The organism is Litorimonas sp., from assembly GCA_029936425.1.
GTDB lineage: Bacteria > Pseudomonadota > Alphaproteobacteria > Caulobacterales > Maricaulaceae > Litorimonas.
Window position 1 is genome coordinate 79,621 of record JAPYSU010000008.1, and the last position, 21,294, is coordinate 100,914.

Consider the following 21,294-nt stretch of genomic DNA (forward strand, 5'->3'; position numbering starts at 1 on the left):
CCCACTTTCACGGTCGACTCGTATTTAGTCCTTTAGGGCCGTTCTGATTTGACGATGATGAAGATAATCTTTCATATCTTTCTTGCTGTTACATTGATGGGGCTCGGCGCGGGTCAGTCTTTTGCCAATAATGGCTTTGCCGCTCTCGGACAGCTTAAGACGGTCTCCGGCTCTCTGAACGGGGGGACGGCGACGAACGGGACTTACAGCTATGACGGGAACCGAAAAAGGGTCAAATCCGTCGTCAATGGCCGGACCCTCTATAATATCTATGACGCTAGCGGCGCGCTGGTCCATGTGGCGGACTTCAACCCGCTGGATGGCGGGGCGAATGAATATACGGATTATATCCGCGCCGCCGGGATGGAAATCGGGCGCATAATCGGCGGTCAGGGCTTTAACTATACCCATGTCGATGCGCTCGGCTCGCCCGTGGCGATCACGAATTCCCTCGGCGCGGTCACGACCCGCTCCCGCTACACCCCTTTCGGCCTCGCGCTGGACGATCCGACCCTGCTCAAGGATCACGGCGGCTTTACAGGCCATATCAAGGACAGCGCCACCGGGCTGAACTACATGCAGGCCCGCTATTACGACCCGGTCATGGGACGGTTTTTGAGTGTGGACCCTGTGACGTTTATGGAGACAGGGGAGCCGGGTTATTTTAATCGTTACAGCTATACTTTCAACGACCCGGTAAACAACACTGATCCCACAGGCATGTGTGTTAATGCACCTATCTCATGCCCAGTCGGTTCATTTGGCGGGGCCATAACGCCTGGTCACGGATCGACTGTTAATGAGCTGACCGCTGCTGGAGCATTAATTGTAGCTATTGATGTTGCAACAATCCCATCTGGTGAGGGAGCGATTGGAATGGCTATGATAGCCACTGCTGCAAGGCAAGCAGGAAAGGATGCTCTTATTGGTGCAGGAATCAATGCAAGTATAGACGTTGGTGTCCAATTGAAAGAAAATGGGGGAGACTTATCAAATGTTGATCTTGGCCAAACAGCTCAATCCGCAGCCGAAGGTGGATTGTCTGGCATCCCCGGAGGTGCGGCAGGCAGACAAGGTGATAGAGTAGGTAGGGCTGTTAGTCGTGCTGATACTGGCAGCTTAGGTGAAACCACTTTTGATAAGGCCGTCGAAGGTGCAGCGAGAATGACTACAGAAAGAGCAGGAACATTAGGTGCAACAGGAGGCGGTATTGCGAGTGCCTATAACCAAAGTCAGGAACGCACCGCCTGTCAATCTGGTCAAGACGAAAGTTGCTAATGTGAAATGCGGATGAAGTTAGACAATCAAAAATTAAAACAGAGTGCGATAACTGGACTATGTGCAGGCGCGATGGTTTTCGTCGCATCGATATTCATTATTGGTATTGACCTGCCAATAGCTCTAATCCTACCTCCTATTATATCCATGGCGTTTGTTACGATTGTTTCTTACTTCTATTAGAAGGAAGATGGGTCAAGAAGGGCAGTATGGGACGTGATGGAGGGATAGCAAGATAAAGCGCTTTGGAGGTGGTTCACGTAAGTAAAATATTTGATCCGGCGGATCAGATATAATCGGAAAAGGCCACGGCAGTGGCCGGACATCTGGCCCACTTCGACGCTATCCCGGTCTGTGCCGGGATGAGCGGGGTCTATAATGTCGCCTTATTCTTCTTTCAAAATAAACGATCTGCGTTTATGCGGTATCGTGATAGCCAAATTGTTCAGCAATTACAATGACTTATAATTTACCTCAAGAGATGCGTCCCCGCTTTCGTATTTACCCCTATCATCAAACTCGTTCTTCTGAACAAGGACAGGAACGCGTCAGGTTCTGGTTCAGGGGACAGCGAGGTTGAGCATTCACCTGTGACAGGGTGAACTGTGCCGGGCCACCGAGAGTGGGTTAGCCTGCCTACCGCGTCCAGAAGCTGCAAACGGCTTCGTCCCGGCGCGACTGTGGGCGCAGAGTGCCCGTAATCGACTTAGGAAGTCGATTACAACGTCGCGCCGAAGTCGTAAGACTTCGGAAAGAGCAGTTTACAATGAATATGGCGGCATCCTCACTACGTCTGCTTCGCAGACCCGCGTTCGGATGGTCAAAGCCGCTCCGGTTCCAATCGCTGCCGCGGGGTTAGCGCCCTTGCGAAACATTACCAAATTCGGTCTCCGGCAAGGATACCGACCCCGCGGGCCGTCCACTTTTTACCGGACAACGAACGCCAAAGCTGACCCCCAGATGGGCAGCCGCATGAAACGCCTGCTTCAAGCTTTTTTATATCGTTTAATTCGTCTTTTTTATGGCCGTCTGCGCCGCTTTGCCTAGCCCTTGACCGGAGATGTTTTGCCGACAATTGCGGAAAACCCTCTGTAAAAGCCGGTTTCAAGAATCTGTGTGGAGGCAATGCGTGAAGAGTTCAGGGTTGTGTCTAGCTATGAATGACAAATTTAGAGACTAACTAACATTTGATATTCATTTCATCGGAAGTCGACACCGTCCAAACCAAAAGTATTACAATAGGAAACCTTAAAATAGCACCGATGCTTCCGGTAATAAGCAAGGCAGACTAAGTATTCTAACAAGTATTTGAAAAATATGGCGCACCGGAGATGCGTCTGAAAATGCATATTTTAGTTCAATAAAAGCCTATATTCCTTATTCTCTCTGACATTAAATTTTATATAATTTTTTATACATGAGGTTGCATATCTCAAAAATATTTGCCTCTAATTTTATTTAGCCTAAGAGCAAGTATATTATACGAACGATTATACTAATTCGGTCACCCAAGATCATATGACAGCTGATTTTAAATCGGCGCTCGTATCCGATAGGACTTTTTTATTAAGCTTTTGCCCTTTCGTCAGGACCATTCGAGACATCATAAAAGCTTTGGGAGAATTTACTGCATCCACCGCAAGAAAATTGTCACCTTTAAAATAAAAAACAGAAAAACTACGTTCAGTTCCCTCAGGGTCGCCCCTGACAACTATGTCATCAAAACCTTGAAACAATCCGGCGATTTGTAGTTTTAAATTAAATTGATCAGACCAAAACCAGGGTAGAGCATTATAAGGCTTCGGCTTGCCGCAGATATGGCCAGCGGCCGTTTTCGCCTGTTCAGTTGCATTGGGCACGCTTTCGAGCCGCAAATGAGTATTATAAATCGGATTGTAGTGCCATGATACATCGCCAATAGCATAAATAGATGGGTCAGAAGTCTGACAGTATTCGTTAATTACAACACCGTTCGACGTTTCCAAATCCGCATCTGATGCCATTTCTGTATTTGGTACAATGCCAATACCTGCAATCACGAAATCTGCAGGATAGGCGCTGCCATTCGTAGAGTGAACAATCAAGTCACCCTCAGATTCTTCAATGAGCGAGGCCATTTCGCTCTCCACAATTTTCACGCCTTCTTCCGAGTGGATTCGTCTGTAAAAATCACTGATTACTGGCGCGGTAACGCGCTTAAGGATGCGGTCCATAGCTTCAAGCACAGTCACCTTTAAACCTTGTTTCTTAAGTGAAGCGGCCGTTTCCAATCCTATATATCCCCCTCCGATAATTACTGCCCTTTTTCCAGGTTTAGAAGCTTTCCTTATTGCTCTCACATCATGTGCATTACGAAGATAAAATACCTTATCTGTATTTGCTCCGGGAATATTTAATCCCCTAGCCCGGGCCCCCGTAGCAAGAATAAGAGTTTCATATTTGATTATTTCACGATTTTTTGTGAGAATCGCTTTTGATTTACGATCAATTTCAGTTACATGCTCCCCTAGCCTCAGCTCAATATTTGCGGTTTGGTAGGCTGTTTCTGGTCGAAGCAGAATATCTCTGATCTCTTTACTCCCGATTATAAAGTCCTTGGAAAGTGGGGGACGATGATAGGGTAGATCTAATTCGTCCCCCAATAATGTAATAGGCCCGAGATATCCCGCTTGCCGCAAACTCACAGCAGCTTGAGAGCCCGCGTGAGAGGCTCCTACAATCAAAACACCTTTATCTTCATCTATATCCTTCTCCAAACTCATTTCTATTCAATTCCTGCTATCATTTTTAATTCTACTCAGACGTTTCATATCGACAAACTAATTTAACATTTCAATCAGAATGAGATTCGATACCAAGTCCACCCTTGAGGCCCTCAACACAAAATTGGTGAAAACGTTTAGAAATATCAGCGTTAGGAACCATCACGTTAAAGCCATGGTAAGCACCAGAAAATGATTTAAAGGCAACATCGACGCCTTGCTCTTTGAGCCTTTGCGCGAATTGAGCGTTTTCCCTGGCAAACAAATCCAGGCTTCCCGTTGCTATTAAGGTTGGAGGAAGGTTACTTAAGTCCCTTATCCGAGCGGGTACAGCTCTTGAAGATGGACAGGGTGCGCCTGACGTACCGCCAAGATAAGCACTCCATCCATAATCGTTATTCTTAGTTGACCAAATAAAATAATCAGTATCCTCTGCAGGAGGTGTAACTTTTCCTGTGCGGTCATCTAACATCGGATACACCAATAACTGGAAAGCGATAGGGTATTCCCCGCGATCCCGCGCTGATATTGATAAAATAGCAGCATGCCCCCCACCCGCACTATCCCCGCCGATAGCAATACGGGACGGGTCGATCCGGAGATCTTCTGCATTTTTAAAGATCCAACTTAGTGCCAGGTAATTATCATTCAAGGCCGCCGGATAAGAGGCTTCGGGCGCAAGACGGTACTCTGGCAAAACGATGACACAGCCCACAGAGGCTGCCAGTTTTTGCATTGAGGGAAGAGCATGTTCGGGAGAACCAAACACAAATCCTCCTCCATGTAAGTATACAATAGCAGGACGGCTCTGCCCGTCTGAGACAGGGTCAACAATCAGCATACGAAGACTGCCCTCTCGATCGGGGCAATCTATAACTACTTCGCGATAGTGAGGCTCTGGTAATGGTTCGGGCGTCGGAAAACACCTGATGCTTGTAAGGTTTTCGTCATTCAATTCAAATTCTGTAAATGTCTTCAATGCAGGACGCAGTTCAACATTTACGAGAGATAATTTTTCTACCAGGGCTTTATGCTTATTCTGTTCCATCTACAGCGTTTCAACACTCAATTCTTTTTTGGCAGATATATTACAACCTACTTACCGTCTTTTTCATCAAATAATGAACGCATTAAACTCACAACTAAGATAGTTGGCACGTTAAATTTCGTGAGAAAACTATAAAGCTACACAAGTTCGTGGACCCTTGGTGAAAACCTATTCTTTAGAAGAGGCTTTATTCATCGCCTGCACCTCGCCATTGTGCGAAGGTTGCATTGCGGAGGAATCTTATGGCACGTGTCGAAGACAGGCTAAAAATCGCAGATAAGCTTCACCTTTATACCCACGCGATTGATCGGCGACGGTGGGATCTCATGCCTAAAATTTTTCATGATGAAGCTATTTTTTTATTTGGAGAGGTCGAAGGAGATTGGCGAGGGTTTATTGAACAAGCCAAAGCCATAATAGATCCAATGATTTCTACCCATCACCAACTTGCCAATACACTCTTTAATTTCGATGGCGACGTTGCGCATTGCGAAAGCTACCTAACAGCGACCCACATTTTGCCTGCTGATTATCCGGTCGACATGCCCTTTCCGGGCATTGGACGTCGATATGTTGTCACTGTGGGCGCGCGTTATATTGACAGGTTCGAAAAGCAAAATGATGAATGGTGGCTCAAAAGCAGAAATGGTGTGTTTGACTGGAGACAGGATACAGAGCTCAATGACGGAGGGTTAATAGACGGCCCTCAGGACGCGCTAGGTCAAACAAATGAAAGTGATCCGTCCACAATCGTGACGTCAAAATGGCGCGAATAGGCGTGTCGACTATAAAGTAACGAAAACAAGCAATGGTTAAATCTCTTACGTCTCGAAAAAGTTTTTTGCGACAGCCTCTCCTTCATTTTGCTATTTTGGGTAGTTTGATATTCATTTGGGATGCTGTCCGTCCGCCTTCTCTTTCTTCGGACAATTTCAACATTGTGGTCACCCAATCGGAAATAGATCGCATGAGCAGGCTTTGGACCAAAACCTGGGGACGCAATCCGACGGAGAAAGAACTTCAGGATCTTGTTCAAGAACACATCAAAGACGAAATATACTATCGAGAGGCTCTCAAATTGGGGCTTGATCAGAATGACGTTGTTATTCGCAGGCGCCTTCGTCAAAAAATGGATTTCTTCTCGACCGACTCTCTTGAACCGAACGAGAGTGATTTGCGGAAATATTATGAGAATAATTTAGAAAATTATCTCCAAAAGCCAACCTACACTATTGAACAAATATATTATAAATCAGAGAAAGAGAGCCAGCTCAACCAAGACCTCGCGGCTTTAAACTCCGGCGCGACTACATACGGAATGGGACACCAAATCAGCCTGCCGAAGCTTCTTACCGAAACGGATCAAAACCAAATTTCAAAAACTTTCGGGTTGTCCTTTTATAATCAGGTCAAGGACTTGCCCTGGAACAAATGGTCGGGCCCGATTTCTTCCGGTTTTGGAATACATATTGTAAGGATTGACAAATCGGCGGAAGAACGAACGATGGCCTTTGAGGAGGTTTCGGAGAAAGTTCAATTTGATTTCCTACGCGACGCCGAGGCGCAAAAAATCGACACGACATATGCCGAATTTCGCGAACCCTATAAAATTACTATTCAGACGTCAGAAGATTGATGCGCGTTTTTCTCATCATTCTGGGTTCAATATTCTTAATGCTTAGCTCGACAGCGACAGCCCATGAAATAAATCCAGGCTACCTTGAAATTACTGAAGTTGAACGTGATGGTAAAGAGTCTACTCAAGCAGCTTTCATCTATGACACAATCTGGAAAGCTCCGCTTCGGCTGGGTCGACCTCTAGCTGTCATCCCCGAGATGCCGGGGGATTGCCTGAGCGAAGCAGTTTCTACGCATCAAAAAAGCGGAGGAGTTATTTTCATCGGCATCAGTTTTATATGTGAAAAGTCTTTACAGGGTCGTTCAGTAGTATTTGCTGGACTGGACTCCACCGTCACCGATGTACTGACACGCTTTCAGCCGCTATCCGGCGAGCAACAGACCTTGAGGGCTTCCCCCAGTGACCCTGAAATCCAATTTACTGAAAACCCAACCCGTTGGGATGTTTCAAAAACCTATTTCGTTCTAGGCGTTGAACATATCTGGTTTGGTTTCGATCACTTGCTATTCGTCCTGGGACTGGTCCTTCTCATCAAAGGAAAGCGCCGTATTTTTGAAACCATAACCGCGTTTACATTGGCGCATTCAGTGACATTAATTGCGACGACCCTGGGATGGGTCAGCCTCTCCATCAAACCTGTCGAAGCTGTTATAGCGCTTTCCATTTTATTTCTAGCGAGCGAAATAGCTCAGAAAAAACCAGATCAAATGCGCTTCACAGAACAACGCCCTTGGATTTTTGCATCCGCATTTGGGCTTTTACATGGTTTCGGATTTGCAAGCGCACTGGCGAATATAGGAATGCCATATCAACAAATTCCAACGGCCCTTTTGACTTTCAACTTAGGGGTGGAGTTTGGCCAAATTGCCTTTGTTGGCGTAATCCTGGTGGTCATCGCTCTGGCAGACAAAATAAAGATAAGACGTCCGGCCGAATTGTTGTCCAGTTACTTTATTGGGTCACTATCGATGTTTTGGGTCTTACAGAGAATAATGTAAGGTCATCCTCTTCAAAAGATGGAAATTAATCAACGTAATAATCGCAACAGGTGAATCGCCAAAAACCTAGCTTTTGTATTGATTGGATTAAACTAGAAAAGACGTAAAATATGGCTAATCGGGAGAGAGATTACTATGAGAAAAAACCAATCAATTAAGCTCGCTCTTTTACTGTCAGCAACCCTTCTGGCCTCCGCGTCCGTTTCTGCGCAGGACCAAAAGCTAAACAAAACCCCTTACTCTCCTGCCTTAACGCATTCCTTTCCCGATACTGTCTTGTGGGGGGACCTCCACTTACATTCAAATTTGTCGATGGATGCCTTTACTCTCGGTAATACGTCTTTAAGCCCGGATGAGGCTTATCGATTTGCAAAAGGGGAAACTGTCGAAAGCACTTCTGGCGGCGCAGCCAGACTTTCGGTCCCTCTGGATTTTTTAGCGGTTACAGATCATGCAGAATATGTAGGTGTCATGGCGGGTTTGACGGATGAGGAAGTGTCTAACTGGTCAATTTCCCCGCCAGAGGAAACGAAGGCCGTTTCGCAAATTTTCGAAAAATCCAAAATATCGTTAGAAGCCGCTATCAAGAGCACCCCGGTAGGTGGCCGATGGGCAGAGTATTTTGATCAAGGGAAAGATCGAAATATTATGGAGGAATTCGTCGATGCTGTACAACAAAGAGGTGATGCAGAATTAATACCTGAAGAATTACAAAAATCAATTTGGCAAAAAGTTGCAAGCATTGCTGATAAACACAATGACCCTGGTAACTTCACCGCCATAATCGGCTATGAATGGACGACTATTTATGAAGGGAACAACCTCCATCGAGTTGTGATCTTTAAAGATGACGCCTCAAAAGCCGGACAGCAACGGCCCTTCTCAGCCATTGACAGTCAGGATCCAGAAGATTTGTGGGCCTCTTTGCAAAGGTATGAAGACCTTACCGGGGGAGACGTCATGGCAATCCCTCACAATGGAAATGTAAGCAATGGGGCCATGTTTGCAGTCACCGACATGAATGGTGATCCTATTGATGCGGATTACGCATTAAGACGAGCGCGATGGGAGCCTATTTACGAGGTCACACAGGTCAAAGGGGATGCGGAGTCGCACCCAACACTTTCGCCTGACGATGAGTTCGCGGAATTTGAGAATTGGGACGAAGGAAATGTCGCAATGTCTGAAGAGAAAATAGATGACATGCTCAAATATGAGTATGGGCGTTCAGCCCTTAAAGTCGGTCTGGAGATAGAGGATAGAATAGGCGTTAACCCCTATAAATTTGGAATGATTGGCAGCACTGATTCTCACACCGGGCTTTCGACATCTGATAATGATAATTTCTTCGGTAAATTCCCTGGATCCGAGCCGAAAATAGACCGATTGAGTAATAAGATGGCCGATTATCTATGGCCCAACATCAAAGTGTCGTCTTCCGGATATACGGGCGTTTGGGCAAGAGAAAATACCCGGGAGGCAATTTTTGACGCTTTGCGCCGAAAGGAGGTTTACGCGAGTACTGGCCCTAGAATAGCGCTGAGATTTTTCGCGGGATGGAATTATAATCAAGCAGACCTGAAGGCATCGAATTTTGTAGAACGAGCCTATAAGGGCGGCGTGCCAATGGGCGGAACCTTGGAAACAGCAACGTCAGATCAGGCACCCGTTTTTCTGCTCAGCGCGTTGCGAGACCCAAATGGCGCAAATTTAGACCGGGCTCAAATCATAAAAGGTTGGGTGGATAGAGAGGGGACATCTCACGAAAAAATTTACAACGTCAGCCTTTCAGATAATCGGATTGTTGAGGCAGATGGAAAAGCCGAGCCTGTTGGCAATACTGTAGACGTCAAAACAGCAACTTATTCAAATGACATAGGCGCGGTAGAGCTATCCGCCGTCTGGACTGATCCAGATTTTGATACTGAATTGGATGCTTTTTATTATGCACGCGTTTTGGAAATTCCAACGCCCCGATGGTCAACTTATGACGCCGTGCGTTTCGGCGTCGATCTACCGGACGGAGTACCTGCTACTTTGCAAGAGCGTGTTTATAGCTCTCCCATCTGGTACGAAACAGATAACTAACTATCTAAAAGCCGCTCGCTAAGAAAATTTCACCATCCGAGCGGTATGAGGTTTTCGGGGGTATTAGAGTGACTCGCCGTTGTCGATAAGGATGTCGGAGCCGTTGAGAAAGCGGGATTCATCTGAAGACAAATAAAGCACCAAATTTCCAACGTCTTCTGGTTTTCCCATTGCATTTGCTTTTGCGGGCTCGGCCAATTGATCATCTGTCAAACCTGTCACCGCCGACTTCACCATATCCGTGTCATGTGTCCCGGGAAGGATCACATTACATCGCACATTATTTTTCACTTCCAGACAATGCGCAGCAATACTCCGTGTCATAGACAGAATAGCGCCCTTCGCTGCGGTATATGATACAATTGGACCCATGCCCTTCTTTGCGGCAATTGAAGAAATATTCACGATGGATCCGCCGCCGGACTTTGTCATTTCCGGAATGGCATATTTACATCCCAGAAATGTTCCTTCGACCATGACCGAATTAATGAACCTGAATTTTTCGAGAGTGCTATCTTCAACGGACGTAAAATCCACGACACCCGCATTATTGACTAGGACATCAAGCCGGCCAAACTGATTAACGGTTTCGTCAACAACCTCTTTCCAACGCTCTTCATTGCGCACATCCTGCTGCATGAAAACGGCCCCATCGATGGATTGGGCCGTTTCCCTACCAATAGCTTCGTCAATGTCGGTGATCACTACTTGTGCCCCCTCAGAGGCCAACAGGCGTGCATCAGCTTTACCTAGACCGCGTGCCGCGCCGGTTATAATGGCGACTTTACTGGCAACACGGCCTTTTTTATTGACTGTCATTTTTAGAACGCGCTTTATCTAGAAGCTTGTCTTGAACTCGATACCCCAACGACGCGCAATCTCAGGATTGGTGAAGTAGAAATCCGGTAGCGCGTTAAATGGCCGTCCGTTTCGGCCCACACCATCAGCCAGTACATCCTTACCGAAGGCTGTCACCGACAAGTCAATCGGAAGGCCAGTATCTTCTTTATAAGTATCAAGCGTCACTGAAATATCTACAACATCTGTAGACGGCTTGATAGCTCGCGGATCAAGTTCGAACAGAGCCGCCCCTGCCACAAAGCTATCTGTATGTTTGTAATTAGCCGTGAAGGTAAGATCAGCATTGCCGATAGGCAGAATGTAATCTCCGCCTAAGGCAAAAGTGAATTTTGGTGCACGGCGTAATTGGGCCGTATCTGAAATATCAATAACTTGACCCTCCGTAGAAGAGCCGATGCGTGTGTCCAGAGCCGTGAAATTATTGTATTTCCACTCTAAAAGACCTACAGCAAATCTGAAATTCAGATTTTCATTCGGGACATAGACCCCTTCAAGTTCAGCGCCGTAAGTTTCGGCAGACGCTGCATTGAATACGATAGTCGCAGTGGTGTTATCACCCAATCCGAACAGCAGTTCTTCCTGCTTATCATCATATTTCGAGTAAAATAATGTTGGGTTGAAACGTAGCTTATTATCCGATGTCTGGGCGCGGAAACCAACTTCGAAACTGTCGAGTGTCTCTGGTTGGTAAGGTCCGATAGCATCAGGTGTCACAGCACGACCATTAAATCCGCCGCTTCGAATACCTCTTGAATAGCTGGCATACCCAAACAGATTATCCGTAAACTGGTTATCAATAATCACGCGCCAAGTCGGATCGTTGAAAGTTTCTTGGGCCTGAGCACTTGCATCAACCGAACCATCGGCAGGGTTCAGGAAGTCCCGTAGAAATTCCTTTTTCTCGGATGAATAACGTAGGCCGCCTGTAATCCTCAAAGTATCCGTTAGATTATAAGTTCCTTCGCCGAAAATAGACGCAACACGTGTATCTTGCTCTGCATAGTAACTTTGAACCGCGGCACCCAAGGAGAAAATCTGACCACTATCTGTACCACCGAAAGGACTATCAACAGGAAAAATATCGTAATGGGTATCAAGATAATACGCCCCTAAAACAAAGTTAAACGGGCCATCGAGGTCGGAAGAGAATCGAATCTCTTGGCTGAACTGGTCTGAGTTTTGGGGTCGATAGGCTGCAATTAGAGGAACGGGTCCGGCTCCCAAATCGATTGGGAGTGTTCCTGTATTTTCTTCCTCAAGCGTTTCTTCTGAATCGCGGAAACCAGTGACAGATGTAATTGTACCGTTCCCAACTTCCCAATTCATTTCTAGCGTTGCTGCGAACGTCTCAATTGGAGCCGTGTAAGGAATAGCGCCAAAAGAAGTTTCAAACCCGCTATCTTCTGCAATATCAAAAGAACCTTCGCGGCAAGCAGACGGCTCTAAAGCGCCCAAGGCAGCACAGATACCTTCACCTTGCTCTGTCAAGTTGAGGATCGGTGGATAGAAAGAATTGTCGTCTTGGTAATCCAAAGCAAGATAGGCGTCGAAATTTTCAGTAGGGGTAAAGAGGAAAGAAGCACCAAATGTGTCTGAGTCTTTGCCCGGGTCATTTTCACCCGTAACGAAACTATCCGTAAAGCTATCCGACTCATTATGAATATAATATAATTTAGCCGCCAGGACATCCTCTACAACAGGCAATTCAGCAAATACTTTAAAGTCAAATTGATTGTGAGAACCGAATAAAGTGCTTGTCCGGAGATTGGCCTCGCCTGATGGGCGCTTTCGCCTTACATTGATTGTTCCGCCGATTGTATTTCGCCCGTACAATGTTCCTTGCGGGCCACGTAGAACTTCAACAGATTCAACATCGTCGAGATCAAACAAAGCGCCTGTATTCCAAGCCAGGAAAACGCCATCAATGGATACACCGACCGTTGGGTCAAATGACTTTTCCAAATCAGAGAAACTCAACCCCCGTATAGAAGCTCCTAAGGCATTACCCGAAAAGTTTACGCTTTCTAACTCTACATTCGGTATAAAGTTTTCAACTTGAGTAAGTTCTTGGGCTTGGTTTCGCTCGAGCACGCCTTCGGTCAAGGCTGTGACCGCGACTGGGGTAGACTGCAAATTTTCTTTTCTCTTCCGGGCGGTAACGACGATCTCGTCAACTCCTCCGCCTGCTGTAGTTTGCGCGTAAGCAAAATCTGTAACACCAAAGATTAAAGCACAAAGCACGGCTGAACTTGAACCAAATTTGATTGACATGGCTATTCCCCTAGAAATTATATATGTCTGAACTTTACAAATTGGCGAGCAATTGAATACTAATCTAATGGCTAGTGATAAAAACTTGAGGTTCTCAGAGGTCACAAATTAGGCAATGTCTTTTAGCTAGAACCGCCAAAACTCACCGCTCTAAAAAGGAAATTTGTGCAGCAACAATAGCTCCATTACTCAGCATTCACTAAGTTAACGGTCAATCAGTCACTCTGGCGAAAACGCTTGGCGAAAGGTGAAATTCTGCGGACGTCAGGTCAGCGGTAATAAAATAGATTTAGCCCTTTGCCGCCTTCACAGCGGCGTTGACTTTGTTTACATCAAAATAATAGGGACGAATTTCACAAACTTTATCGCCTTTGAAATGGAAGACTTCCAGCATCTCGATAGGCTCTTCTTCGCCCACACTGAGCGTAACAACGGCAGACACTGAGCGCTCACCAACCATAACACATTCTCGGTTCAGGCCAGTCACGCCAAGAGTTTCCATCATCACCGGAAACAACTCCCTGAGGGCTGATTTCCCAGTATATTTGCCAGCGAAAGGTAAGGAAGAGGCCTCTTCTACCAGAAAGTCATCGGTGAGGTATGCCTCCACCTTGTCGAAATCGCCCGCTGCCGAGGCTTCATATAACTCATCAACTATTGCGCTTAAATCTGCCATTCTGTTCCCCTTATCCTTTTGACCAGTTTCTAACGAGTGTTCCCCCCGTTATCACCTCTAATATAAGCTAGTGCTATCTCGATTCTAATGAAAAGGCCTCACCGTGACCGAAAACAGATTTTGGCAATTAAATAGCCATCCCAAAGGCAATGATTTCGAGTCCGCGCTTTCTTTGGAAACGTCGGAAATGCCAAAGCCCAAGGACGGAGAGGTTTTGATTAAAAATGATTATCTTTCCCTCGATGCAGGGACCCGCATGTGGATGACGCCCCGCACCGACGGCTATCAACCCCCTCTCCCGCTCGGCTCCATGATGGTCGGCTTATGCATAGGCAAAGTTGCAGAGTCCCGACATCCGGATTTCAAAACCGGCGATATCGTGAGAGCTTTCGGGCAGTGGGCAGACTATTCCTGCGTTGTGCCAGAAATGACCGGTCTTGTTAAAATAGAGACAGATATTGACGACATCAGACAGCATTTCGGCGTTTTGGGAATGAATGGCTGGACTGCCTATTGGGGACTGCACGAAACAGCGAAGGTTAAGGCTGGAGAAGCTGTTCTCATTTCAGCGGCTGCAGGATCGACCGGAATTCTTGCGTGCCAAATTGCTAGAAATGCAGGGTGCCGAGTTTATGGCCTTGCCGGAAAGGACGAGAAATGCCGGTTTCTGGAAACCGAAATAGGTATTGTGAAAGCGTTCAATTACAAGACAGAGAATCTCGAGGAAGCATTTCAAGAAATCGAAGGTGGAATAAATGTTTACTTCGACAATGTGGGTGGGCCTATATTGGACAGCGTTTTCCCGAATATGGCTCTTTATGGGCGCATCGCTCTTTGCGGACTCATCGCAGAATATACCGCTGATGGCCCTAAAGGCCCTCAGCAATTTGATCAGATTTTAATGAAGCGTCTTACGGTTACAGGGTTTTTCTCCCCTGACTTTATCGATCAAGGGCCTCGGTTGTCGAAGGAGCTTCGATCCTCCTTAGAGGCAGGGGACGTATTCATTCCGTTTGACGAGACCCAAGGCCTAGAGAACATGCTAACGGCCTATAAAAAATTATTTACCGGCGGCAATATCGGTAAAGTTGTTTTGAAACTCTAACGCTCTGGGCTGGATGTTCTGGAATAGCTAACTGTTAAGTGCTCGCCCACACAGATGAGACTGGAAAGCCATCAAAATTAATAGCTGTTTCCACCTGCCGGTAGATGTGATGGCTAAAAGATAAAAAGACAGTCTTGCTGCACCTGGTTCACTGGCAACATAGCTAGGGCAAGTAGACGAGTTTTTAACTTATAAAATAATAGATATATCGGGAGGAAACTATCATGATGGACTCAAAGTCCCTGGAAAAGGCCACACTTAAATGTTTGAAGGCGCATGATTCCAAATATTCCGATGCGAAAATACGTAGCTTAACCCCGATTTCTGGCGGATATAGTCGCCTGACCTATAAGGTTAACCTCAGCCATGGCGCCAATTCAGCTGACCTGATCCTTCAGTATTTACCTAAAGGGGCTACCGGGCTGGTCCGGGTTGACCGAAAAGTAGAAAACGATGTTTTAAAATTCTTGTCTCAGCAAAAAGGCATCAACACCCCTCGGATGTTGGCAAGCGATGTCAACGAAGCCTTTTTTGATAGCGCCACATTTATTTTTGAAGCTGAAAAAGGTCAGACATTTATCGAGGTTTGCCGGCAAGCCAAGCAAAAGGACTATAGCGACCTCAACAAGGTCGTTGCTCGAGCAGGCGCTGCAGTGCACTCTCAGGACATAGAAGACCTACCCGCATCTCTTCCTAGACCTGCAAGCTGGGACGAATACATCAATAAGCAAATTGAATTTTTTCGGCGTACAGAATCCGAGTCTCTTACGTCCCGTCCGTTTCTTCGCTATATGGCGCAATGGCTTGATGAGAACCGGCCGCCGCCAGCCCCGCTTAGCCTTGTGCATGGCGACTTTCAGGTCAGCAACATGATTCAAGCCAATAACAGTAAAGACTCTGTGCTGGTCGATTGGGAGCTTTCCCATATTGGTGATCCCAGAGAGGATCTCGGATGGTTCACAATGGTCTGCGGTGCCATCCCTCCAAATATATTAGAGGCGGATGTTGAAGGCTTTTACGAAGAATACAGAGCAAAAACAGGTTTGAGCCGGGAAGTTATCAATCCGGCAACAACTGCTTACTTCTTGATCATTTCATCTATTCAAACTCATATGGGCATGATGAAGTCATCCGATGCGCTAGCGGAAAGTGCGGAACAATCGCAATCCGTTCTCGCCGCATATTATATGAACATCACAACCTATCAGCATATGAACTGGATGAATGCGATTAAAGTCGTGGAGGATGCCAAATGATTATTTCACCGTCGATTTCTCAAGTCCTTCGGGGTGTAATCCATGAAATGAATACGAATTTGAAAGAAGGCCTGGCTGACCCTGTGAAAAAGGGGCAAATTGATACGATTATTGGTGTGCTGGGCAGCTGCGCCGTGCGAGTTGATTGCCAATCCACTTTTATCAAAGAAGAGGCAGATGCAATTTCTGCTATGGCAAAAGAATACCAAGCCGAAGAAAAAGCGACTCCGCACCTAGAAGACGCCATTGAGAAACTATCTCAAGCGTCCGATGATCATACGCTCTACCAAGCTGCAAGTGAAACCCTCTCAGCGATGTCCGATATTGGCGACTCAGCCGGACCTGATTTGTCCCGAAAGCTATTTGGTTTACTTGAACAGAGATTAGAGAACGAATTGAAAATCATCGGCGGCGGATTTGAGGCTGCAGGACGGGGTTAGCGACCGGAAGTCTTCCTGCGCTTAGGCGCTAAACCTTCCTATTTTTAACACAAAAAAACTATGATGACCGAACGGCATCATAGTTTAAGTTTGCCAAATTGAGAGTGGGAAGCCCTCAAATGGTTAGTATACCTTAGTGAGAGTCTTTCAGCTTAAGGAAGTGTACAGCCTCAAATTAAGAACTTAATTCGATCTCGGCCACAATTTCACCGATTTGGCAGGTTTGTCCTACCTCAGCAATCACTGTGAGAGTGCCCTCAAACGGACACTCTACATCTTGTGTGGATTTATCGGTTTCAACGGCATAAATCTCCTGTCCGACGGCCACTTTGTCTCCGGTCTTCACGTGCCATTCAGCAATCGTAGCTTCGTCCATCGACATCCCTAACTTAGGGAGTTTTAGTTTCACTTTTGCCATTACTAGCTCCTACCCATGACATTTCGAATAGCGATTTCCAATTCGGCCTCACCCGCAGTCCAATCTTTTTCCAGAGACGGGTTAAATGGCACAGGTGAAAATTTAGAACCGACTCGCTCCACTGGAGCTTTCAAGCTAGCGAAAAGAGCCTCATGAATGACGGAAGAAATTTCCGCACCCACGCCATACTCTTTTACCGCTTCGTGCATAACAATCGCGCGTTTCGTTTTTGACACAGAATTTAAAACTGCCTCTTTATCGAAGGGTGCAATCGTGCGTAGGTCAATAACCTCAATAGAAACTTCGTTTTTAAGGCGTTCAGCAACCGCGAGGCAATCCAGAACCTGTCTGCCATAGCTCACTATGGTTAGGTCAGTCCCCTCCGTAAGTACGGCCGCTTTTCCAAGCGGAACGCGATACCCAGGCTCAGGCATAGGTCCTTTTACTCTCATCATTGCAAGATGCTGTATGAAGATGGTGGGGTTGTCGCTTTCGATACAAGACAGGATAAGACCTTTTGCATCGGCTGGGTTCGAGGCTGTAACGATTGTTAAGCCTGGGACATGGGCAAACCAGGATTCAAGCCAGTCTGAGTGTTGGCCTCCGAATTGGCGGCCCGTCCCGGTTGTTGTCATAACATGTAGCGGCACGCCAGTTTGTCCGCCTGACATAAATCGAAGCTTAGCGGCATGATTCACCAATTGGTCCATCGCCACAGTCAGAAAGTTCATGAACATAATATCGGCAACAGGTCGGTAACCCGCAATTGCAGCGCCAACCGCTGCCCCCATAATTGATTGCTCGGCAATTGCAGTGGATCGCACCCGATCTGTTCCGAATTTTCCGGACAATCCGTACATTGTCTTAAAGACGCCGCCGCCTTGTTCATCGCCTACATCTTCACCTAGCACAATAACCTTCTCATCCGCCTCCATGGCTTCTGTAAGGGCGAGGTTGTGGGCTTGACCAAAATTCAATTGTTCACTCATGCCGACACCTCGTAATCATATACGTCGATTTGATTTTCCCGCATATCCGGGTCTCCGCTTTCAAGAGCAAATTTTGCGGCTTCTTCAACCTCCGATTCAATTTCGGTGTCAATCTCGTTCAGAATTGCCTCCTCTATACCGCTATCCAATAGATGCTGCCTTAAAAGTGGAACAGGGTCGGCCTTTTTAGCAGCGGCCATTTCCTCTTTGGGAATGTAACCGCCAGGATCCCCAAACACATGTCCGTTAAACCTGAAGGTCATGGCTTCAATAAGCGTCGGGCCGTTCCCGGCTCGCGCATGGTCAGCCGCTTCCTTCGCTGCCTGATACATTTCCACAGGATCGTTTCCGTTCACTCGAACAGATCGAATACCATATGCTGCGCCGCGTTCGGCAACTGTCTCAGTATTTGACGTATATTCAAATTTCGTATGTTCTCCGTAGAGATTGTTTTGACATAAGAAAATGACCGGTAAGTTCCATAGAGACGCCATATTAACGCCTTCATGGAAAGCGCCAATATTTGTCGCGCCGTCGCCAAAGCACGTCACCGTGACCCGGCCATCTCCTGAAAGTTGACTTGCAAGACCCAGGCCGCTTGCGATCGGAATACCAGATCCAACAATACCTGTCGTAACCATCACACCGCTTTCGGGATGCGTAATATGCATGGGTCCGCCCTTTCCACGGCAGGTCCCGGTAACTTTTCCGGTATATTCCGCCATGAGTGGCTTCAGGGGAACGCCCTTGGCGATTTGATCGTGAATTCCCCTATATATTGTAACGAGATAATCACTTTTTTCCAATGCCGCCATCGTGGCAGCAGATACGACTTCCTGCCCACGGGCAGAATAATACACGATCGCTAGATCTCCCGACGAAATCATAGAGCGAAATTTGACATCGGTCTGATAAATTTTTTGGGTGCGTCGATAGATATCGACGAGCACGTCATTCGTCAGCTTTTGCTTTTTCATATGAAGTTCCACTTTTTCCGTATTCATATTTCAGTATCTGGCCTTTTTCACCCCTATTAAGTGACAGGGGTAATTTTGTCTCTTGAGCCCTCTTACTTCTCTACCTCACAGGAAGGTTAGTTATTACGCCCTCTGGTTTCACTTATGAAAGATTATGCATACGACTCCAGACATGCCCGACGCCTCGCAGACTGATAGCTTCCGTGAAGAAGTTCGCGTGTGGCTTATCGAAAATTGCCCTCAAAAGCTGCGGGATCTAAGAAACGGGAGTGAAGCCCGTTGTTGGGGTGGTAAACAATGGACTTTCGACTCTCCCGAACAGAAATTATGGTTAGAGCGCTGTATCGAAAAAGGTTGGACCGCCCCCGCATGGCCAAAAGAATATGGCGGCGCCGGACTAACTTCAGAGCAGTCCACCATTATTAAGTCCGAAATGGACAATTTAAATATTCCACGTCCATTATATAGCTATGGCCTTACCATGTTGGGTCCAACGCTCTTAAAATATGGGACTTCAGCTCAGAAAGCTATGCATTTGCCCGCTATTGCCAAAGGTGAAGTGCGCTGGTGCCAAGGTTACTCTGAGCCAAATGCAGGGTCTGACTTAGCCTCTCTCTCCATGAAATGTGAGGATAAAGGGGACCATTGGTTGCTGAACGGGCAAAAGATCTGGACGTCCACGGCGGATGAGAGCGACTGGATATTCGCTATGGTTCGGACAGACAATTCCCAAGCAAAAAAGCAAATAGGAATTTCATTTATCTTGGTTGATATAAATACGCCGGGTATTCATGTACGCCCGATCGACCTGATCTCCGGTAAATCTCCATTTTGCGAGACCTTCTTCACCGATGTAAAAGTTCCCAAATTTTATGGACCGAACAATGCGTCTATTGTTGGTGAAATAAACAATGGATGGCGCGTAGGAATGTATTTGCTCTCCCATGAGCGCGGGAGTCTGGGCGCATATACACTGGACGGCCGAGGTCATGAGCCGCTTTCCCTTATAGATATGGCAATCGAAGCTTTCGGTAAGGACACCGAGGGCCAGATTAACAACCCCATTCTTAGAGAAAAACTTGCAAGTGCCCAAATTGATGAAGCGGGCTGCTCGGCCCTTGCCGAGCATCTTAACAAACAGATTAATGACGGAATGGAAATTGGCGCAAAATCCTCACTGGTCAAATATTCATCAACGCAAATAATTAAAAAAGGTTATGAACTTCGAATGGAAATCGCTGGATTGAGCGGTGCCGTTCAGAACGGAAATCAAAGCCTGAACGATACGACCCTAGCCCAGAACTGGCTTTATTCAAGAGCCTATACAATTCTGGGTGGGACCTCTGAAATTCAATTAAATATTATATCGAAAAGACTGTTAGGGTTACCGACTTAAATGAGTTTTGCTACATCAGAAGAAGAGTTGATGTTGGAAGAAGCCGCGATTGGTTTCTTGACCGAAGATTACGGCCTGCCAGCATTTAGGAAATTGAGGGACAACCAGGAAACCTTCTCCGCTGAAATGTGGCAAGGTATTTCCGAGATGGGTTGGCCCGGAATAATAATTGAGGAAAAATTTGGCGGCTCAAATATGAGCACGCTCGCAGCTTGCACAATTGTCAACATCGTCGGCCAAAGCCTGAGTAGCATTCCGTTTATCTCATCAGCGGTAATCGCGCCTAAGGCTATTCAGGAAACGGCGACCGAAAAACAAATGTCGGCTTGGTTGATCCCCCTTTCACAGGGAGACACACGCACAGCGATTTCCGTCAACACCTCGACCTTAACCTTGTCGGATGCATCGAGCGGATACAGTCTATCGGGAACGTCAACACACCTCGTTGACGGTAATTCAGCAGAGTATGTTTTGACCACCGCATTGAAAAACGGGGAAGAGTTTCTGTGCCGCCTTTCATTGTCTGGTGATGGTATCGAGCGCACTCCCCTAACTTCTATTGACGGTCGAGACATCGCCACCGTGAAATTTGACAAAGTTCAGATTACTACTGATGACCTTGTCGGAAAGGGCCCTCTTAGAGAAAATCAAAAACAGCGTCTTTTCGCTTTTGGCTCGCTTGTTTACTCGGCTGAACTCGTAGGTATGGCACGTGCCGCCTTTGAAATGACATTGGCCTATCTGAAAGAAAGAAAACAATTCGGTCAAGTGATTGGGAGTTTCCAAGCTCTTCAACATCGAATGTCCTTATTATTTATAGACCTGTCTCAAGCCGAAGCACTCGTCGCGAAAACGGCAAATATGTTTGATGAGTCAGACCCGCAATTCCTACGATTTGCGAGTCTCAGTAAAGCCAAAGCCGGCAAGACCGCCCTAGCTATAGCCAATGAATCTATTCAGATGCATGGCGGCATAGGAATGACTGAGGAATATGACATCGGGCTTTATTTAAAGCGTGTCGCTGTTTCAGAACAAATCTTTGGCGACTATAATTATCACGCAGATAAAGCCGCTCGTTTAGCAGGATACTGA

18 protein-coding genes are annotated in these 21,294 nt (G+C 46.6%); 10 read left to right on the forward strand and 8 right to left on the reverse strand.

What is annotated here, in order from left to right; genetic code table 11:
* Positions 1-54: 54 nt before the first annotated feature.
* The gene (locus ACN0IC_RS09085; RefSeq protein ID WP_416878461.1) at positions 55-1,278 is read left to right on the forward strand and encodes an RHS repeat-associated core domain-containing protein; all 1,224 of its coding nucleotides are present in this window, start codon (positions 55-57) and stop codon (positions 1,276-1,278) included.
* Positions 1,279-2,792: 1,514 nt separating this feature from the next.
* Here ACN0IC_RS09085 and ACN0IC_RS09090 read toward each other — a convergent pair.
* Both ACN0IC_RS09090 and ACN0IC_RS09095 read right to left on the reverse strand, forming a co-directional pair.
* A complete protein-coding gene (locus ACN0IC_RS09090) occupies positions 2,793-4,040 on the reverse strand; it encodes an NAD(P)/FAD-dependent oxidoreductase (protein WP_416878462.1) in 1,248 nt (415 codons plus the stop codon).
* Positions 4,041-4,110: 70 nt separating this feature from the next.
* Positions 4,111-5,088, reverse strand: a complete 978-nt coding sequence (locus ACN0IC_RS09095; RefSeq protein ID WP_416878463.1) for an alpha/beta hydrolase — start codon at positions 5,086-5,088, stop codon at positions 4,111-4,113.
* Positions 5,089-5,330: 242 nt separating this feature from the next.
* Here ACN0IC_RS09095 and ACN0IC_RS09100 point away from each other — a divergent pair, with 242 nt between their 5' ends.
* From ACN0IC_RS09100 to ACN0IC_RS09115, 4 genes are all read left to right on the forward strand, one after another.
* Positions 5,331-5,864: a nuclear transport factor 2 family protein gene (locus tag ACN0IC_RS09100; RefSeq protein ID WP_416878464.1), complete on the forward strand. Its 534-nt coding sequence runs from the start codon at positions 5,331-5,333 to the stop codon at positions 5,862-5,864.
* Between the two features lie 32 nt (positions 5,865-5,896).
* Positions 5,897-6,724, forward strand: coding sequence for a peptidyl-prolyl cis-trans isomerase (locus tag ACN0IC_RS09105; RefSeq protein ID WP_416878465.1), 828 nt, complete (start codon positions 5,897-5,899; stop codon positions 6,722-6,724).
* Complete coding sequence (locus ACN0IC_RS09110; RefSeq protein ID WP_416878466.1) at positions 6,724-7,725, forward strand: HupE/UreJ family protein; 1,002 nt, start codon at positions 6,724-6,726, stop codon at positions 7,723-7,725. The genes ACN0IC_RS09105 and ACN0IC_RS09110 overlap by 1 nt, the downstream gene beginning before the upstream one ends.
* Before the next feature lie 135 nt (positions 7,726-7,860).
* Positions 7,861-9,813, forward strand: coding sequence for a DUF3604 domain-containing protein (locus tag ACN0IC_RS09115; RefSeq protein ID WP_416878467.1), 1,953 nt, complete (start codon positions 7,861-7,863; stop codon positions 9,811-9,813).
* A 63-nt stretch (positions 9,814-9,876) separates the two neighbouring features.
* Here the strand turns inward: ACN0IC_RS09115 and ACN0IC_RS09120 are convergent, their stop codons facing one another.
* The 3 genes from ACN0IC_RS09120 to ACN0IC_RS09130 form a co-directional block, all read right to left on the reverse strand.
* Entirely contained in the window at positions 9,877-10,632 is a 756-nt protein-coding gene (locus ACN0IC_RS09120; protein WP_416878468.1) for an SDR family oxidoreductase, read from the reverse strand.
* An 18-nt stretch (positions 10,633-10,650) separates the two neighbouring features.
* Complete coding sequence (locus tag ACN0IC_RS09125) at positions 10,651-12,945, reverse strand: TonB-dependent receptor (RefSeq protein ID WP_416878469.1); 2,295 nt, start codon at positions 12,943-12,945, stop codon at positions 10,651-10,653.
* Between the two features lie 289 nt (positions 12,946-13,234).
* Positions 13,235-13,621, reverse strand: coding sequence for a nuclear transport factor 2 family protein (locus ACN0IC_RS09130; protein ID WP_416878470.1), 387 nt, complete (start codon positions 13,619-13,621; stop codon positions 13,235-13,237).
* Between the two features lie 103 nt (positions 13,622-13,724).
* Here ACN0IC_RS09130 and ACN0IC_RS09135 point away from each other — a divergent pair, with 103 nt between their 5' ends.
* From ACN0IC_RS09135 to ACN0IC_RS09145, 3 genes are all read left to right on the forward strand, one after another.
* Positions 13,725-14,726 (forward strand): NADP-dependent oxidoreductase, encoded by a 1,002-nt coding sequence (locus ACN0IC_RS09135; protein ID WP_416878471.1) that lies wholly within the window; start codon positions 13,725-13,727, stop codon positions 14,724-14,726.
* A 224-nt stretch (positions 14,727-14,950) separates the two neighbouring features.
* The gene (locus tag ACN0IC_RS09140; protein WP_416878472.1) at positions 14,951-15,982 is read left to right on the forward strand and encodes a phosphotransferase family protein; all 1,032 of its coding nucleotides are present in this window, start codon (positions 14,951-14,953) and stop codon (positions 15,980-15,982) included.
* Positions 15,979-16,422 (forward strand): hypothetical protein, encoded by a 444-nt coding sequence (locus ACN0IC_RS09145; RefSeq protein ID WP_416878473.1) that lies wholly within the window; start codon positions 15,979-15,981, stop codon positions 16,420-16,422. Before ACN0IC_RS09140 ends, ACN0IC_RS09145 begins: the two co-directional genes overlap by 4 nt.
* A 175-nt stretch (positions 16,423-16,597) precedes the next feature.
* Here the strand turns inward: ACN0IC_RS09145 and ACN0IC_RS09150 are convergent, their stop codons facing one another.
* From ACN0IC_RS09150 to ACN0IC_RS09160, 3 genes are read right to left on the reverse strand one after another with little or no spacing between them, the layout of a single operon-like run.
* Positions 16,598-16,840 (reverse strand): biotin/lipoyl-containing protein, encoded by a 243-nt coding sequence (locus tag ACN0IC_RS09150; RefSeq protein ID WP_416878474.1) that lies wholly within the window; start codon positions 16,838-16,840, stop codon positions 16,598-16,600.
* A gap of 2 nt (positions 16,841-16,842) precedes the next feature.
* On the reverse strand, positions 16,843-17,829 hold the full coding sequence (locus ACN0IC_RS09155; protein WP_416878475.1) for an alpha-ketoacid dehydrogenase subunit beta: 987 nt from the start codon (positions 17,827-17,829) through the stop codon (positions 16,843-16,845).
* Positions 17,826-18,806: a thiamine pyrophosphate-dependent dehydrogenase E1 component subunit alpha gene (locus tag ACN0IC_RS09160; RefSeq protein WP_416878476.1), complete on the reverse strand. Its 981-nt coding sequence runs from the start codon at positions 18,804-18,806 to the stop codon at positions 17,826-17,828. Before ACN0IC_RS09160 ends, ACN0IC_RS09155 begins: the two co-directional genes overlap by 4 nt.
* 154 nt (positions 18,807-18,960) lie before the next feature.
* Between ACN0IC_RS09160 and ACN0IC_RS09165 the strand changes: the two genes are divergently transcribed.
* Complete coding sequence (locus ACN0IC_RS09165) at positions 18,961-20,202, forward strand: acyl-CoA dehydrogenase family protein (protein WP_416878477.1); 1,242 nt, start codon at positions 18,961-18,963, stop codon at positions 20,200-20,202.
* Positions 20,203-21,294, forward strand: coding sequence for an acyl-CoA dehydrogenase family protein (locus ACN0IC_RS09170; RefSeq protein WP_416878478.1), 1,092 nt, complete (start codon positions 20,203-20,205; stop codon positions 21,292-21,294). It begins immediately after the preceding gene.

Excerpts from the sequence above, each read along its gene's own strand:
- ACN0IC_RS09140 (WP_416878472.1), top strand. The coding sequence starts at position 14,951 with ATGATGGACTCAAAGTCCCTGGAAAAGGCCACACTTAAATGTTTGAAG.
- ACN0IC_RS09130 (WP_416878470.1), bottom strand. The coding sequence starts at position 13,621 with ATGGCAGATTTAAGCGCAATAGTTGATGAGTTATATGAAGCCTCGGCA.
- ACN0IC_RS09170 (WP_416878478.1), top strand. The coding sequence starts at position 20,203 with ATGAGTTTTGCTACATCAGAAGAAGAGTTGATGTTGGAAGAAGCCGCG.
- ACN0IC_RS09110 (WP_416878466.1), top strand. The coding sequence starts at position 6,724 with ATGCGCGTTTTTCTCATCATTCTGGGTTCAATATTCTTAATGCTTAGC.
- ACN0IC_RS09145 (WP_416878473.1), top strand. The coding sequence starts at position 15,979 with ATGATTATTTCACCGTCGATTTCTCAAGTCCTTCGGGGTGTAATCCAT.
- ACN0IC_RS09165 (WP_416878477.1), top strand. The coding sequence starts at position 18,961 with ATGCATACGACTCCAGACATGCCCGACGCCTCGCAGACTGATAGCTTC.
- ACN0IC_RS09160 (WP_416878476.1), bottom strand. The coding sequence starts at position 18,806 with ATGAAAAAGCAAAAGCTGACGAATGACGTGCTCGTCGATATCTATCGA.
- ACN0IC_RS09120 (WP_416878468.1), bottom strand. The coding sequence starts at position 10,632 with ATGACAGTCAATAAAAAAGGCCGTGTTGCCAGTAAAGTCGCCATTATA.
- ACN0IC_RS09150 (WP_416878474.1), bottom strand. The coding sequence starts at position 16,840 with ATGGCAAAAGTGAAACTAAAACTCCCTAAGTTAGGGATGTCGATGGAC.
- ACN0IC_RS09090 (WP_416878462.1), bottom strand. The coding sequence starts at position 4,040 with ATGAGTTTGGAGAAGGATATAGATGAAGATAAAGGTGTTTTGATTGTA.
- ACN0IC_RS09125 (WP_416878469.1), bottom strand. The coding sequence starts at position 12,945 with ATGTCAATCAAATTTGGTTCAAGTTCAGCCGTGCTTTGTGCTTTAATC.
- ACN0IC_RS09085 (WP_416878461.1), top strand. The coding sequence starts at position 55 with ATGATGAAGATAATCTTTCATATCTTTCTTGCTGTTACATTGATGGGG.
- ACN0IC_RS09115 (WP_416878467.1), top strand. The coding sequence starts at position 7,861 with ATGAGAAAAAACCAATCAATTAAGCTCGCTCTTTTACTGTCAGCAACC.
- ACN0IC_RS09155 (WP_416878475.1), bottom strand. The coding sequence starts at position 17,829 with ATGAGTGAACAATTGAATTTTGGTCAAGCCCACAACCTCGCCCTTACA.
- ACN0IC_RS09100 (WP_416878464.1), top strand. The coding sequence starts at position 5,331 with ATGGCACGTGTCGAAGACAGGCTAAAAATCGCAGATAAGCTTCACCTT.
- ACN0IC_RS09095 (WP_416878463.1), bottom strand. The coding sequence starts at position 5,088 with ATGGAACAGAATAAGCATAAAGCCCTGGTAGAAAAATTATCTCTCGTA.
- ACN0IC_RS09105 (WP_416878465.1), top strand. The coding sequence starts at position 5,897 with ATGGTTAAATCTCTTACGTCTCGAAAAAGTTTTTTGCGACAGCCTCTC.